Source organism: Paracoccus zhejiangensis (assembly GCF_002847445.1).
GTDB classification, from domain to species: domain Bacteria; phylum Pseudomonadota; class Alphaproteobacteria; order Rhodobacterales; family Rhodobacteraceae; genus Paracoccus; species Paracoccus zhejiangensis.
This window is the reverse complement of sequence record NZ_CP025430.1, coordinates 2,970,139-2,985,034: the sequence shown is the minus strand read 5'-3', so window position 1 is coordinate 2,985,034 and position 14,896 is coordinate 2,970,139. Positions and strand designations below refer to the sequence as shown.

The following is a 14,896-nucleotide window of genomic DNA, read 5'->3' as shown; positions in this document are numbered from 1 at the left end:
TCAACTGGGCATTCTTGGTTGTCGCAGCTTTAGCGCGGAACTGCCGGTGGCGACAAGCGTCTTGGGCAAAGGCCGCGCCGCGGCGGTCCCTCAACCCGACTGTGGCGCATGTGCATCACAGAAAAGAGCAAAGAATTGAGCGGGTGGGCGATTCCGTTGCATCGCGGGACCGAAAGAAGGATGACAGATGCATCCCCAAGGCGGGCGATCCGGTTTGGGCATGAGAGAGACAAGAGGGATCACAACCATGAAAAAGGTTCTTTTCGCAACCACCGCGCTGGTCATGACCGCCGGTGTTGCATCGGCCGAGATCGCGCTGAGCGGCGACGCTCGCATGGGTCTGGTTTATGATGGCAACGACGCCCAGTTCGCAAGCCGTGCCCGCGTCCGCTTCACCGCGACCGGCGAAACCGACAGCGGCCTGTCGTATGGCGCTTCGTTCCGCGTCGACCACGAGCGTGCCGCACAGCGCGCCGGCAACGGTACCCGTGGTGCCGTCTACGTTTCGGGCACCTACGGCAAACTGTCGATGGGTGACGTTGCTTCGGCTTCGGAAATGGCCGTTGGCGACCTGTATGGCGTCGGCTACACCGGTGGCGACTTCTACGGCAACCTGAACGAGCCGTCCTACCTGACCGCCGATGGCAACAACCTCGACCAGGGTCCGAACATCCTGTACGAATACAGCATCTCGGGCGTGAACGTGTTCGCGTCGGCCACCGACGGCAGCGACGACCCCTGGGGTCCGGCCTACGGCGAAGGTGACAACTCGACCGACTCCGACCTGGCTTGGTCGCTGGGTGCCAGCTACGAAGGCACCTTCTCGAACGGCACCTACAATGTCGGCCTCGGCTACGGCAAGCACGGCGATCAGAAAGAGATCGTTGTCGGCGGTGAAGTCACCTCGGGTGCGTTCATGGCCAAAGCCTTCTACGCTGACTACAAGAACCGTCCGGACATCAACTTCGCCATCAGCGACGATGAGTCGATCACCATCGACAACACCGGCATCGAGTACGACCGCGCCTATGGCCTGTCGCTCGGCTACGAGTACAACAACATGCTGTTCAAAGGCTTCTGGCGCCGCGACGAAGGCGAAGCCGTTGTCGCCGGTCTGTCGGACGTGGAATACGACAGCTGGGGTATCGGCGTTGACTACGATCTGGGCGGCGGCGCGACCGTTGCGGCCGGTATCGCAGACAGCGACTGGTTCTCGGACACCGTTGCCGACGTGGGTATCCGCTTCGCGTTCTGATCTGATCGGAAACACACTTCGGAAAGAGCGGGCCTTGCGCCCGCTCTTTTCTTTTTGGATGGTCGCTTCCATGGGACTGAACGATATCAAGACGCGCATCGCCGCCGCCGCCGAAAAGGCCGGGCGCAATGCAGACAGCATCACCCTGATCGCTGTCAGCAAGGTGCAGCCCGAGGACCGGGTGCTTCACGTGCTGGACGCCGGCCAGCGGATCTTTGGCGAGAATTACGTGCAGGAGGCGCAGGGCAAATGGCCTGGCTGGCGCGACCGCTTTCCGGGGGTCGAGCTGCACATGATCGGGCCGGTGCAGTCGAACAAGGCCAAGGCCGCCGTCGGGCTGTTCGACGCGATCCATACGCTGGACCGCATGTCGCTGGCGAAGAAGCTGGCCCAGCAGATCGCCGACCAAGGCCGCGCGCCGCAGCTGTTCATCCAGGTGAATACCGGCGACGAGCCGCAGAAGGCGGGCATCCTTGCCGATGAGCTGCCGGGCTTCCTCGCCGCCTGCCGTGACCTAGGCCTCGCGCCGCAGGGCCTGATGTGCATCCCGCCCGAGGATCAGGACCCGGTGTCGCATTTCCGCCTGCTGCGGAAGCTGGCTGGCGAGAACGACCTGCCCTTCCTGTCGATGGGCATGAGCGCCGATTTCGAAGCGGCGATCGCCGAGGGCGCGACGCATGTACGCGTCGGTTCCGCCATTTTCGGCGCGCGGGATTACGGCTGAGGCCGCAAGTCGATCAGCCGAGCAGCGGCACGATCAGGCGCGTGCCGGGCGCGGCGCGGCTGACAATCCAGATCAGGTCAGGTCGCGCGAAGGCGATGCAGCCCTCGCTGCCGAAATGCGGTCGCCGCCACTGGTGCAGGAAGATCGCGCTGCCACGGCCGGGAACGGCCTCCGGCCAGTTCCAGTCTGTCGTCAGGACCAGATCATACAGCGGATCGGCGCGGCGCAGACGCTCGTGACTGGCCTTCAGCGGTGCGCGGGCGTGGTGATTGTAATCCCGATGATCCGGCGCATCGCACCAGAGATCGCCGGGCAGGATCGGCCGCGCCCATGGGGCAGGGCATGCCAGCCGGTCGGGACGATACCAGAGACCGGTGATGCGGTGATGCCCGGCCGGTGTGGCGCCGTCGCCCTCGCGCTTGGCGTCAGTAACGCCGCGCTTGCCGATGCTGCAGGGGAACAGCCGGCCCTGGAAGCGGATGCCAAGCGGGGTCAGGACCAGATCGAAGGGGCTCACAGCAGATGCCCCGATTTCTCGGCCTTCACGTCCAGGTAATCGGTGTTGTGGCGGTTCCGCGCCACGATCAGCGGCACCCGCTCTTTCACCTCGATGCCATGCCCCTGCAACATCGCCACCTTGCGCGGGTTGTTGGTCAAGAGCCGCACCCGGTCAAAGCCGAGGCGGCGCAGCAATTCCGCACCAATGCGGAAATCGCGCTCGTCATCCTCGAACCCCAGCCGGTGATTGGCCTCGACCGTATCGAAGCCCTGGTTCTGCAGGGCATAGGCGCGCATCTTGTTCGCCAGCCCGATCCCCCGGCCCTCCTGATTGAGATAGAGCAGCACCCCCTGCCCCTGACTGCCCATCAGATTCAGCGCCGAATGCAGCTGCGGGCCGCAATCGCATTTCAGGCTGCCCAGCACATCGCCGGTGAAGCAGGCCGAATGCAGCCGCGCCAGCACCGGCTGGTCGCGGGGCGGATCGCCGATCTCGACGGCGTAATGCTCCTCGCCGCCATCATCGGGGCGGAAGATATGCAGCCGCGACCGCTCGGCGGCGCCAAGCGGCAGGCGCGCACAAGCAACGGGGTTCAGGGCGGCTTCGCTGGCCAGCTGCGCCATCAGCGGGCCGGGCTCCACGCTGGTCAGGCCGGGTTGCAGCGGGGCCGGCACCACCAGCACCGCCGGCAGAAGCTGCGCCGCCTTGGCCAGCGCCAGCGCCGCCAGATGCGGCGCGGTCTCGCCGCCGCGATCGGTGAACAGCGGCCCCTTCATCGGGGTCATCAGATCCCCCGAGGGATCGGCAATGGCGCGCAGCCAGCGCAGGTCGGCATCACCCGGCACCTTGACCCGCGCCAACCCCGCATCATAGGCCCGCGCCTTCAGCGTCTCGGCCCGCCGCTCGGTGATCGCCAGAACCGGCCGCCCCAGCGCCTGCATCGCCGCCATCCGGGCGGGCGACAGCGTCTCGACCGCCGCCGCCAGATGGCCACCGATCATCACCGGCAGGCCCATCCGAAGGTCGGTGCGGGCGCGCGAGACGGTCTCGGCGAGGGTGGGGATCAGGCTCATCGGCTCCGCGGATTCTGAAACAATCTGAAACATAACGCCCCGTGCCGACAACTCCATGTGAGATTTCCGACATGAAGCTGGACGCAAGGCGCGCGCGACCCCATCCATCCCTCAATGAGGCAAAGGAGGCAAGCATGCCTGGACTTAAAAAGATCCTGCTGGTCGATGACGAAGAGGACCTGCGCGAAGCCCTGGCCGAGCAGCTGGTGGCCACCGATGATTTCGACGTGCTCGAGGCCGGCAGCGGCGCCGAGGCGATGGAGGCCAGCAAGGGCAACATCTTCGATCTGGTGATCCTCGATGTCGGCCTGCCCGATACCGACGGGCGCGAGCTGTGCAAGAAGCTGCGCAAGCACAATGTCAAATGCCCGATCGTGATGCTGACCGGCCATGACACCGATGCCGATACCATCCTCGGCCTCGACAGCGGCGCCAATGATTACATCACCAAGCCGTTCAAGTTCCCGGTGCTGCTGGCGCGCCTGCGGGCGCAGCTGCGCACGCATGAACAATCGGAAGACGCGATCTTCCAGCTTGGGCCGTACACGTTCAAGCCGGCGATGAAGATGCTGATCGACCAGAAGGACCGCAAGATCCGTCTGACCGAGAAGGAAACCAATATCCTCAAGTTCCTCTACCGCGCACAGGATGGCGTGGTGCCGCGGGATATCCTGCTGCACGAGGTCTGGGGCTATAACGCGGGCGTCACCACGCACACGCTGGAAACCCATATCTATCGCCTGCGCCAGAAGATCGAACCCGACCCCTCGAACGCGCGGCTTCTGGTCACGGAATCGGGCGGCTATCGGCTGGTCGCCTGAGCCGATCACGGCTTGAATAAACGTTTGTGAACTGCCGGAACCCGTCCCTCCGGCAGGCGTTCACCCCCCGAAGCCCAGTGGTCGGTGGATGCGGCCACACCAAAGTTCGAAGACCCCGGCGCGATCCCCGCCGGGGTCTTTCGGTTTTTTGGGCAGCCCTACCGCCCGGTGATCCCTTCCAGCGGGCGCAGCGGCACCGGGTTGGTCACCAGGTGGCTCTTGCGCTTCTCGTAAAAGGCATTGCCGCCGGCGGTCACGACGTAATGCATGTTGTCATAGGAGAACCGGTGCGTCGCGGCGTGGAAGAACTGGGCATTGCCGACCAGCGGGTGACGCTCGCCGCGCAGCACGGCGCGGGCGGCGGCGCGCACGTCGGGCATGGCCTTCGAGTTCATCTTGCGAGTCATGACACCGGGGGCGAACTGGTTCTTTTGGCCGACAACGCCGCAAACGGTATTGGGGAATTGCGGCGAGGCGACGCGGTTCATCACCACGCTGCCGACCGCGATCATGCCGTCGCGGCTCGAGCGGTTGGATTCGAAGAACATCGCCCGTTCCATGCATTCGAGGTCCGAATGCCGACGCCCCATGCCGCAGCCGCTGAGGATCAGCAGTGCGGCCAGCAGCGACAGGGTGATCTGCCAGGTCGAGAAGGGGGAGGTCATTCACTGTCCTTTCCGGCCTGTTCCCGGCCGTGCCTGTTTTGATGCGATCCATAGCAAAGGCAGGCGCAGGACGACAACTGCCGCGTTGGGGCCGCCCCGCCTACTCGCCGGAAAAGCGCGCGGCCAGCCCCATGCCGCGCCAGTCGGCCAGCGCCTGATCGGCGGCGGCGGCGCGCAATTCCTCCCAAGCCGGGTCGCCGGCAAAGCGCCCCTCGAGCCGCGCCAGCAGCGACTGCGACGGGCCGTCGCCGGCAGCGGCGGCGGAACCGGCCAAGCGCAGCGCCAGGGCATAGCTGCGGGGTGTGCCATCGCCCTGCTCCTGCGCCAACGCCGCATCGCGCAGCGAGACCACCGAGCCGAAAGCCGCGTCGGGCAGGGCCGTGGTAACACCGGGCTGGGCGGCGATCAGTTGATCGGTCTTCAGCCGCGCCTCGATCCGGTCCAGTTCGGCCATGGCACCTTCCACACCCTGCCCGGCGGCAGTCATGGCATGGGCATAGGCGGCGCGCGGGTCGCTGGCCGCCTTCAGCCCGGCCAGCGCCAACGCAACCTCGCCCTCTTTCTGCAAGGGGGTCAGCAGCTCGATGGCACGGCGCGGGTTCCGGGGTAGGCCCTTGCCCTCGGCCAGCGCCAGCCCGAGCGCGCGGGGATCGCTGGCATCGTCAGGATTGGCGACCAGCGCCAGCGGGGGCGTCGGCAAGGCATTGGTGAAGACCGGAGCGAAGAGGGTCAGCGCCTCTTCGGGGCCGGTCCAGTCGCTGGACTCGAAGGCGACCGGGGTGGCGGGCCTGATCTCTGCAGTCAGGCGACCGGGCTCGGCCACGAAGGCTTTCAATGCGTCGGCGACAGCCTGCTGGAAGGCCTGCTGCGGCGTGCCGGGTTCGGCCGTCACCAAGGCCTGCAAGCCTTCGGGGCTGGTCGCTTCGGGCGGCAGGATCGGGCGCAGCTTTTCCCAACCGCCGAGATCCTCAAGCGACAGATGCGCCGCGCGCAGCGTGCCCCGGACCCCCATCTCGGGCGGGCCGTCCGCCATCTCGGGCGCGGTTTCGTCGCTGAAATCTGCGGGGTCGGAATTGCCCTCAGTGATCCGCTCGAAGAATTCGGGGATGAACATCGTGACATAGTCGAAATCGGCGCTGCCCTCGATCCGGGCGAGGCCCGGCGCGATCGCCTCGACATCCATGGCCAGCGCACCGCTGCCGGCACTTTGGCGCGCGTCGAGGGCAACCGTATCCAGCCGGATCATGTCATCATCGATGACCGCCGCGATCATCGCGCCGTTCATGCCGAAGCATTGCGTGGCAATGTCGAGGCCCGAGAGGTCAAGCCGGGTCGCGGCCTCCTCCTGCGCCCAGAGGCTCAGCCCCGAAACCTGCAGACGGTCCAGCAAAACGCGGCAGGTCTCGTATTTGCCGATGCCCGCGATCTCGAGGTCGCGCATGACCAGCGTGCCGCGCGGCCCATCCACCGCCAGCGCGCCATAGCGCAGATCGGCGACCATCCGACCGTAAGAGACCATCAGCCGAGTGATGCCGCCGATCAATCCCTCGGCGGAGAAGGCACTGGCGCGCTGGGGGGCGGTCTGCGCCGTCGCCGGTGCGGCGAGGGCGAAGCTCAGGGCGACGGTGGTGGCAAGGTGGGCGGGGCGCAACTTCATCAAAGCAATCCTCGTGACGGCGAATACCGCCTGACCTGACCGCGCGCCGACGGGATTTGCAAGCTGCTCTGTGCGTTTGGGCAGGTCAGCCGGAAACGGGCGCAGGCACTCGCGCCGCCTCCTGCCCCTGCGCCGCGTCGCGCACCAGATGGGCGATCTGCTGCATCTGGCCGAATAGCGGCGAGGTCTTGCGCCAGACCATCCCGATCCGCCTTGAGGGGCGCGGCTCGGGCAGGTCGGCCACGCAGACCGGCGCCGTGCGGGTTTCCAGCGCTATCGCCATTTCCGGGATCAGGGTGACGCCGATTCCCGCGCCGACCATCTGCACCAGCGTGGACAGCGAACTGCCCTCCATCAGGTCGCGCGGCTGCGAGGGCGAGGGGCTGCAATAGGACAGCGCCTGATCGCGGAAGCAATGCCCCTCTTCCAGCAGCAAAAGCCGCATCTCGCGCAGGTTCTCGGGCCGGGGCACGGGTTTTTGCGCATCCTCCAGCGGCCGCACCAGCAGGAAATCCTCGTGGAACAGCGGCTCCTCGTGCAGCGCGTTCTCCGAGATCGGCAGGGCAACGATGGCCGTGTCGAGCCGCCCCTCGAGCAGATCATCGATCAGCTTCTGCGTCACCGCCTCGCGCGGGCGCACGTCCAGCGCCGGATGGCGCAGGGTCAGAAGCTTGATGGTCGCAGGCAGCAGGTAGGGCGCTATAGTCGGGATCACTCCCAGCCGCAGGGTGCCGGTCAGCGGACCGTCGGTGGCGCGGGCCAGCTCGCCCAGTTCCTCGACCGATTGCAGGATCTTGCGCGCGCGCAGGGCAAAATCCTCGCCCAGGCTGGTCAGCGTCACCTGCCGTGCGCCCCGTTCCAGCAGTGGCGCGCCCAGGATCTCCTCCAGCTCCTTCATCTGCACGGACAAGGCCGGCTGCGACAAGGCAAGGCTTTCGGCGGCGCGTCCGAAATGGTTCCAGCGGGCCAGCGCCTCGAAATAGCGCAGATGTTTCAGGGTCAAGCGTTTCATAAGATAAATTTATCACGAGGATAAGAAGATACAAATTCAAATAATCAAACTTCTGGGGCAGAGTGTTCGGCAACAGGTTGTGGTCCGGTGTGGCCCGAAGGCGTTTGCGCCCTCGGGTCCGCGCCGGATTGTTGCCCTGATACGCATTCACATGTTGGAAACGGAGAGGTCAGATGGACGGAAATGATGTGAAAACTGCCGGCAAGTGCCCGGTCATGCATGGTAGCGTGACCTCGGCGGGTCAGTCGAATGTCGATTGGTGGCCGAACGCGCTGAACCTGGACATTCTCAGCCAGCATGACAGCAAGACCAACCCGCTGGGTCCCGATTTCGACTATCGCGAAGAGTTGAAGACGCTGGATGTCGAGGCGCTGAAGGCCGATCTGCGCGCGCTGATGACCGACAGCCAGGACTGGTGGCCCGCCGACTGGGGCAGCTATGTCGGCATGTTCGCCCGCGTGGCATGGCACACGGCGGGGTCCTATCGTCTGGCCGATGGCCGTGGCGGCGGTGGCACCGGCAACCAGCGTTTTGCGCCGCTGAACAGCTGGCCGGACAACGCCAATACCGACAAGGGCCGCCGTCTTCTGTGGCCGATCAAGAAGAAATACGGCAACAAGATCAGCTGGGCCGACCTGATCCAGCTGGCCGGGACCATGGCCTATGAAACCGCCGGGCTGAAGACCTTTGGCTTCGGCTTCGGGCGCGAGGATATCTGGCATCCCGAGAAGGACACCTATTGGGGCGCCGAGAAGGAATGGCTGGCCCCCTCGGACACGCGCTACGACAATGTCGATGCGCCCGAAACCATGGAAAACCCGCTGGCCGCGGTGCAGATGGGCCTGATCTACGTCAACCCGGAAGGCGTGAACGGCAAGCCCGACCCGCTGAAGACTGCCGCGCAGATGCGCGAGACCTTTGCCCGCATGGCGATGGATGACGAGGAAACCGTGGCACTGACCGCTGGTGGTCACACCATCGGCAAGGCCCACGGCAATGGCAGCGCCGCCAATCTGAGCCCGAACCCCGAAGCCTCGGGTGTCGAGGATCAGGGCCTTGGCTGGATGAACAAGACCGGCCGTGGCATCGGTCGCGATCAGGTCGTCAGCGGCATCGAGGGCGCCTGGACCACCCATCCGACGAAATGGGACAACGGCTTCTTCAAGATGCTGATGGAGCATGACTGGGAATTGCGCAAAAGCCCCGCCGGCGCGAACCAGTGGGAGCCGGTGTCGATCGCCGAGGAAGACCGGCCGGTCGATGTCGAGGACCCCTCGATCCGCTACAACCCGATCATGACCGATGCCGATATGGCGCTGAAGGTCGACCCGGCCTATCGCGCGATCTCCGAGCGGTTCCACCGTGATCCCGAGGCCTTCAACGAGGCTTTCGCCCGCGCCTGGTTCAAGCTGACCCACCGCGACATGGGCCCGATCGAACGCTATTTCGGCCCGGATGTGCCCTCGGAAGAGTTGATCTGGCAGGACCCGATCCCCGCCGGCCCGACCAACTATGATGTCGCGGCGGTCAAGGCCAAGATCGCGGCCTCGGGCCTGTCGCTGTCGGACATGGTGACGACGGCCTGGGACAGCGCCCGGACCTATCGCGGCTCGGACATGCGCGGCGGCGCCAATGGCGCGCGCATCCGCCTGGCGCCGCAAAAGGACTGGATCGGCAACGAGCCCGAGCGTCTGGCCCGCGTGCTGTCGGTGCTGGAGCCGATCGCGGCCTCGTCGGGCGCCTCGGTCGCCGATGTGATCGTGCTGGCCGGCAATGTCGGCATCGAACAGGCGGCGAAAGCCGCCGGGGTCGAGGTTTCGGTGCCCTTCGCGCCGGGCCGGGGCGATGCCAGCGACGCGCAGACCGATGCCGCCTCGTTCGACGTGATGGAGCCGCTGGCCGATGGCTATCGGAACTGGGTCAAGAAGGACTACGTGGTCAGCACCGAGGAAATGCTCTTGGACCGCACCCAGCTGATGGGCCTGACCGCCCCCGAGATGACCGTTCTGGTCGGCGGGATGCGGGTGATCGGTGCCAATTACGGCGGCTCGAAGGCTGGCGTCTTCACCGATCGCGAGGGCGCGCTGACCACTGACTTCTTCGTCAACCTGACCGACATGAACTACCAGTGGGTTCCGGTGGGCAAGGATCTCTACGAGATCCGCGACCGCAAGACCGGCGCGGTGAAATGGACGGCGACCCGGGTCGACCTGGTCTTCGGCTCGAACTCGATCCTGCGCGCCTATGCCGAGGTCTATGCCCAGAATGACGCGAATGCCAAGTTCGTGCGCGATTTCGTCGCCGCATGGACCAAGGTGATGGACGCCGACCGCTTCGACCTGCGCGCCTGATCCGTAACCTGATCCCGACCCCGCGCCGTCCTGACCGGATGGCGCGGGGTTTTTCATGGCTATGTCGCTAACCCGTGTTGTGCCGCCTAGGGTCCTTACCTTTCGGTCGGGAAGGCGTGGTATCCTTGTTCCCGCAACCCCTTCACCGCATCAGCGTTCATGGGAATGATGATTTTCGTTGCCGTCTCGATCCGGGCAATGATGGCCTCGCGCGGTCCGGACCTCCATGCTGTGCTGGCGTAAAATGCAGACTGCACAGCATCCAGTGTCGTCATGTCTGCAAAGCCACGGATCAAACCATAGGCATCGGGATCATGCAGGGATTGTCCGTGCCAGATCACATCGATTCCGTTCTGCACATGCAGCGGGACGCTGATATTCTGCATGATATCAAAGAACACTCCCCCGGTTCCCGGCTTGAGCCGATAGAGCAATATTTCGATGAGACGGGTCATGAAGTTCTCTTTTTGTTCCGATCAGATACTCGCAAGGCTTCCCGCTGTTCAACGCGTGGTTTTGACGCGCATTGCGGACCAGCACGGTTTCAAGACATGGGCTTTTCCTTTGGCGGATGATCAGCGGCCCCGGCCCTTTCGACGCACCCGGACAAAGCGCATAGGCGCGCAGACCAATCTCTGTTAATCCCGCATCAGACGTCACGAGGGGCCGCAGGGAATGAGTGTCGAGGACCGCAAGCAGGAACAGATGGCCCGCGCCGCCTGGCTGTCCTTTGTCGCCGGCCAGACCCAGGACGAGATCGCCGCGCAGATGGGCATTTCGCGCCAGAGCGTGCAGCGCATGGTGGCGCAGGCGCAGGCGGCCGGGCTGGTCAAGGTGCGCATCGACCACCCCTTTGCCGATTGCCTCGATCTGGCCGCGCGGTTGCGGCGGCAGGCGGGGCTGCAATTCTGCGAGGTGGTGCCGGCGGATGCGCGCGGCGCCGGCATGGCCATTGCCGTGGCCGATTGCATCGAGACCTGGCTGCGCCGGTCCGATCCGCTGATCGCCGCCTTCGGCACCGGTCGCACCCTGCGATCGGGGGTCGAGCAGATGTCGCGGGTCGATTGCGCCCAGCACCGGATCGTCTCGCTGACCGGCAATATCGCCACCGACGGCTCGACCGCCTATTACAACGTGCTTTTCTCGCTGTCCGAGCGGGTGACGGCGCGCAGCTATCCACTGGTGGTTCCGGTCATCGCCAGCAGCGCCGCCGAGCGCGAGGCGCTAAACGGGCAGGCAGGCATCGCCCGGGTGATCGAGATGACCCAGGCCGCGTCCGTGGCCTTTGTCGGCATCGGCACCATCGGTCCCGATGCCCCGCTGGTGCTGGACGGCTTCCTGACCAGTGCGGAAATCGAGACCCTGCGCAGCGCCGGTGCGGTGGGCGAGATCGTGGGCTGGGCTTATGATGCTGAGGGCCGGCTGATCGACAGCGAGCTGATGCAGCGCGTCGCCTCGCCGCCGATCCCGTCTCGGGAATCAACCCTGGTCATCGCCGCTGCAATGGGGGCTGCGAAGCATCAGGCGATCCGTGGTGCGCTGCGCGGCGGGCTGGTGAACGGCCTGATCACCGATACCGAGACCGCAGAATTTCTTTTGAAATCATAATCCCGCCTCGCTGATTGACGTTCGGTCAAGAATTTCAGTTGACAAAAACATGCCGATCGATGAGCATTTGCCCATGGGAATGGCAAATGCCAAGGGAGGAAGACTATGAGCTATCTGAAGCGCGCCCTTCTGGGGGCCAGCGCATTGACGGTTATGGGGATTGCGGCACAGGCCGAGACCCTGACCATCGCCACGGTGAACAATGGCGACATGATCCGCATGCAGAAGATGACCGCGCCCTTTACCGAGGCGAACCCGGACATCACGCTGGAATGGGTCACGCTGGAAGAGAACATCCTGCGCGAGCGCGTCACCACCGACATCGCCACCAAGGGCGGGCAGTATGACGTGCTGACCATCGGCACCTACGAGGTTCCGATCTGGGCCAAGCAGGACTGGCTGGTGCCGCTGAACGACCTGCCGGCCGAATATGACGCCGCCGACATCCTGCCCTCGATCAGCGCCGCGCTGTCGGTCGATGACACGCTGTACGCGGTGCCCTTCTATGGCGAATCTGCCATGGTGATGTATCGCACCGACCTGGCCGAGGCCGCCGGCGTGACCATTCCGGACAGCCCGACCTGGGCCGACATCAAGACCGCCGCCGAGAAGATGACCAACAAGGATGGCGAAGTCTATGGCATCTGCCTGCGCGGCAAGCCGGGCTGGGGCGAGAACATGGCCTTCCTGACGGCCATGGCCAACAGCTATGGCGGGCGCTGGTTCGACATGGACTGGAAACCCCAGTTCGAAAGCGCGGAATGGAGCGAGGCGCTGAACGACTACCTGGCGCTGATGACCAATTACGGCCCTCCGGGCGCCTCGTCGAACGGCTTCAACGAGAACCTGTCGCTGTTCCAGCAGGGCAAGTGCGGCATCTGGATCGACGCCACCGTCGCCGCCAGCTTCGTCACCGACCCGGCCAATTCGACCGTCGCCGACAAGGTGGGTTTCGCGCAGTTCCCGAACAAGGAAGGCGTCGACAACCACGGCAACTGGCTCTGGGCCTGGAGCCTGGCGATCCCGGCCTCCTCGGACGCGCCTGACGCGGCCAAGAAGTTCGTCGCCTGGGCAACCAGCAAGGACTACACCGCCCAGGTCGCCGCGACCGATGGCTGGCGCTCGGCCCCTCCGGGCACGCGCACCTCGCTTTACGAGAATGCCGAGTATCAGGCGGCTGCCCCCTTCGCGGCCATGACCCTGACCTCGATGAACGCCGCCAACACCACCAAATCCTCGGTGCAGGACATTCCCTATAGCGGCGGCCAGTTCGTCGCCATCCCGGAATTCCAGGGCATCGGCACGGCGGTGGGCCAGCAATTCTCGGCCGCCTTGGCCGGGCAGATGTCGGCCGCCGACGCGCTGGCCGGGGCGCAAGCCAATACCACGCGCGAAATGACCCGCGCCGGTTACATCAAGTAAACACCCAAGCATAAGGCGCCGTCCGGTTTCTCCGGTCGGCGCCAAGCCCGTGAGACTGCGCAAGGCCCCCGCCTCGCGCTTGCCGGAGGAGTCACGCCATGGCCACGCGCCAGACCCAGAGCCTCGCCCGCCTCATGCGCGCACCTGCGATTGTCCTGCTTCTGATCTGGATGATCGTGCCGCTGGCGATGACGCTTTACTATTCATTCCTGAACTACAACCTGCTGAACCCCGCGAATACCAGCTGGGCCGGCTTCTTCAATTACCAGTATTTCTACACCGATCCGGCCTTCTGGGAGTCGATCTGGAACACGCTGGTGCTGGTGGTGGGCGTTCTGGCCATCACCGTGGTCGGCGGCATCCTGATCGCCATGCTGATCGACAAGCCGATCTTCGGACAGGGGATCGTGCGGATCCTGGTGATCTCGCCCTTCTTCGTCATGCCGCCGGTGGCGGCGCTGATCTGGAAGAACATGATCATGCACCCAAGTTACGGGGTGTTTGCCGATATCGCCAAGTTCTTCGGCGCCCAGCCCGTCGACTGGTTCGCGCAATATCCGCTGTTCTCGATCATCCTGATCGTGGCCTGGCAATGGCTGCCCTTCGCCACGCTGATCCTGCTTACTTCGCTGCAATCGCTGGATGGCGAGCAGATGGAGGCCGCGGAAATGGACGGCGCCCCGGCGCTGCAGCGCTTCATCTATCTGACCCTGCCGCACATGGCCCGTGCGATCACCGTGGTGATCCTGATCCAGACGATCTTCCTTCTGGGCGTCTATGCCGAGATCCTGGTGACCACCAATGGCGGGCCGGGCAATGCCTCGACCAACCTGACCTACCTGATCTATCGCGCCGCACGTCTGAACTTCGACATCGGCGGGGCTGCGGCCGGGGGCATCATCGCGGTCGTGCTGGCCAATGTCTGCGCCATCTTCCTGATGCGCGCCGTCGGCAAGAACCTGGACTGAGGAGAGAGACATGGCACGCGCAGTTTCCCGCAACACCCGGATCGGCTGGACCATCGCCGCATGGTTCGTGGCCCTGCTGATCTTCTTCCCGATCCTCTATGCCATCATCACCAGCTTCAAGTCCGAGCAGGAGGCGATTGCCGGCTTCGACCTGATCCCCAGCTTCACGCTGGAGAGCTATCGCGAGGTGCAGTCGCAGTATAACTACTTCCGGCCGTTCATGAACTCGGTGATCATCGCCGTGGGCTCGACCGTGCTGGCGCTGCTGGTCGCCATCCCGGCGGCCTGGGCCATGGCCTTCTCGCCCACCAAGCGGACGAAAGACATCCTGATGTGGATGCTGTCGACCAAGATGATGCCCGCCGTGGCCGTGCTGGTGCCGATCTACCTGATCTTCCTTCGGACCGGCCTGCTCGACACCCGCACCGGGCTGGTCATCGTGCTGATGCTGATGAACCTGCCGATCGTGGTCTGGATGCTCTACACCTATTTCCGCGAGATCCCGGGCGAGATCCTCGAGGCCGCGCGGATGGATGGGGCGACGCTGGGGCAGGAGATCATGCATGTGCTGGCGCCGATGGCGGTGCCGGGCATTGCCTCGACGCTGCTTCTGAACATCATCCTGGCCTGGAACGAGGCTTTCTGGACCATCCAGCTGACCACGACGAATGCCGCGCCGCTCTCGGCCTTCATCGCCTCCTTCTCCAGCCCGCAGGGCCTGTTCTGGGCCAAGCTCTCGGCGGCCTCGACGCTGGCCATCGCGCCGATCCTGATCATGGGCTGGTTCAGCCAGAAACAACTTGTCCGCGGCCTGACCTTCGGCGCGGTGAAATAAGGAGAC

14 protein-coding genes are annotated in these 14,896 nt (G+C 64.9%); 8 read left to right on the top strand and 6 right to left on the bottom strand.

Going from position 1 to position 14,896, the window contains the following annotated elements; all coding sequences use genetic code 11:
* Positions 1 to 247 precede the first annotated feature (247 nt).
* Both CX676_RS14370 and CX676_RS14365 read left to right on the top strand, forming a co-directional pair.
* Positions 248 to 1,255 carry a porin gene (locus CX676_RS14370; protein ID WP_101753232.1) on the top strand — a complete coding sequence of 336 codons (1,008 nt, stop codon included), beginning with the start codon at positions 248 to 250 and terminating at the stop codon, positions 1,253 to 1,255.
* A gap of 70 nt (positions 1,256 to 1,325) precedes the next feature.
* Positions 1,326 to 1,979 (top strand): YggS family pyridoxal phosphate-dependent enzyme, encoded by a 654-nt coding sequence (locus CX676_RS14365; protein ID WP_101753231.1) that lies wholly within the window; start codon positions 1,326 to 1,328, stop codon positions 1,977 to 1,979.
* 13 nt (positions 1,980 to 1,992) lie between these two features.
* Here CX676_RS14365 and CX676_RS14360 read toward each other — a convergent pair whose 3' ends face one another.
* Positions 1,993 to 2,496, bottom strand: a complete 504-nt coding sequence (locus CX676_RS14360) for a L,D-transpeptidase family protein (RefSeq protein WP_101753230.1) — start codon at positions 2,494 to 2,496, stop codon at positions 1,993 to 1,995.
* On the bottom strand, positions 2,493 to 3,551 hold the full coding sequence (ribA, locus tag CX676_RS14355; protein WP_101754354.1) for a GTP cyclohydrolase II: 1,059 nt from the start codon (positions 3,549 to 3,551) through the stop codon (positions 2,493 to 2,495). The genes CX676_RS14360 and ribA overlap by 4 nt, the downstream gene beginning before the upstream one ends.
* Positions 3,552 to 3,685: 134 nt before the next feature.
* On the opposite strand from ribA, the gene CX676_RS14350 reads away from it, so the two are divergent.
* A complete protein-coding gene (locus tag CX676_RS14350; protein WP_101753229.1) occupies positions 3,686 to 4,372 on the top strand; it encodes a response regulator transcription factor in 687 nt (228 codons plus the stop codon).
* Between the two features lie 158 nt (positions 4,373 to 4,530).
* Here CX676_RS14350 and CX676_RS14345 read toward each other — a convergent pair whose 3' ends face one another.
* The 3 genes from CX676_RS14345 to CX676_RS14335 all read right to left on the bottom strand — a co-directional run bounded on the left by CX676_RS14345 (position 4,531) and on the right by CX676_RS14335 (position 7,706).
* Positions 4,531 to 5,037 carry a cell wall hydrolase gene (locus tag CX676_RS14345; protein ID WP_101753228.1) on the bottom strand — a complete coding sequence of 169 codons (507 nt, stop codon included), beginning with the start codon at positions 5,035 to 5,037 and terminating at the stop codon, positions 4,531 to 4,533.
* Between the two features lie 100 nt (positions 5,038 to 5,137).
* Entirely contained in the window at positions 5,138 to 6,694 is a 1,557-nt protein-coding gene (locus CX676_RS14340; RefSeq protein ID WP_101753227.1) for a hypothetical protein, read from the bottom strand.
* 85 nt (positions 6,695 to 6,779) lie between these two features.
* On the bottom strand, positions 6,780 to 7,706 hold the full coding sequence (locus CX676_RS14335) for a hydrogen peroxide-inducible genes activator (RefSeq protein ID WP_101753226.1): 927 nt from the start codon (positions 7,704 to 7,706) through the stop codon (positions 6,780 to 6,782).
* Between the two features lie 173 nt (positions 7,707 to 7,879).
* On the opposite strand from CX676_RS14335, the gene katG reads away from it, so the two are divergent.
* Positions 7,880 to 10,057, top strand: a complete 2,178-nt coding sequence (gene katG / locus CX676_RS14330; RefSeq protein ID WP_101753225.1) for a catalase/peroxidase HPI — start codon at positions 7,880 to 7,882, stop codon at positions 10,055 to 10,057.
* 95 nt (positions 10,058 to 10,152) lie between these two features.
* Here the strand turns inward: katG and CX676_RS14325 are convergent, their stop codons facing one another.
* Positions 10,153 to 10,512: an NIPSNAP family protein gene (locus CX676_RS14325; RefSeq protein WP_101753224.1), complete on the bottom strand. Its 360-nt coding sequence runs from the start codon at positions 10,510 to 10,512 to the stop codon at positions 10,153 to 10,155.
* A 220-nt stretch (positions 10,513 to 10,732) separates the two neighbouring features.
* Between CX676_RS14325 and CX676_RS14320 the strand changes: the two genes are divergently transcribed.
* From CX676_RS14320 to CX676_RS14305, 4 genes are all read left to right on the top strand, one after another.
* A complete protein-coding gene (locus CX676_RS14320; RefSeq protein WP_101753223.1) occupies positions 10,733 to 11,665 on the top strand; it encodes a sugar-binding transcriptional regulator in 933 nt (310 codons plus the stop codon).
* A gap of 105 nt (positions 11,666 to 11,770) precedes the next feature.
* On the top strand, positions 11,771 to 13,087 hold the full coding sequence (locus CX676_RS14315) for an ABC transporter substrate-binding protein (RefSeq protein WP_101753222.1): 1,317 nt from the start codon (positions 11,771 to 11,773) through the stop codon (positions 13,085 to 13,087).
* Between the two features lie 98 nt (positions 13,088 to 13,185).
* Positions 13,186 to 14,055 carry a carbohydrate ABC transporter permease gene (locus tag CX676_RS14310; RefSeq protein WP_101753221.1) on the top strand — a complete coding sequence of 290 codons (870 nt, stop codon included), beginning with the start codon at positions 13,186 to 13,188 and terminating at the stop codon, positions 14,053 to 14,055.
* Between the two features lie 10 nt (positions 14,056 to 14,065).
* On the top strand, positions 14,066 to 14,890 hold the full coding sequence (locus tag CX676_RS14305; RefSeq protein ID WP_101753220.1) for a carbohydrate ABC transporter permease: 825 nt from the start codon (positions 14,066 to 14,068) through the stop codon (positions 14,888 to 14,890).
* Positions 14,891 to 14,896: the final 6 nt, after the last annotated feature.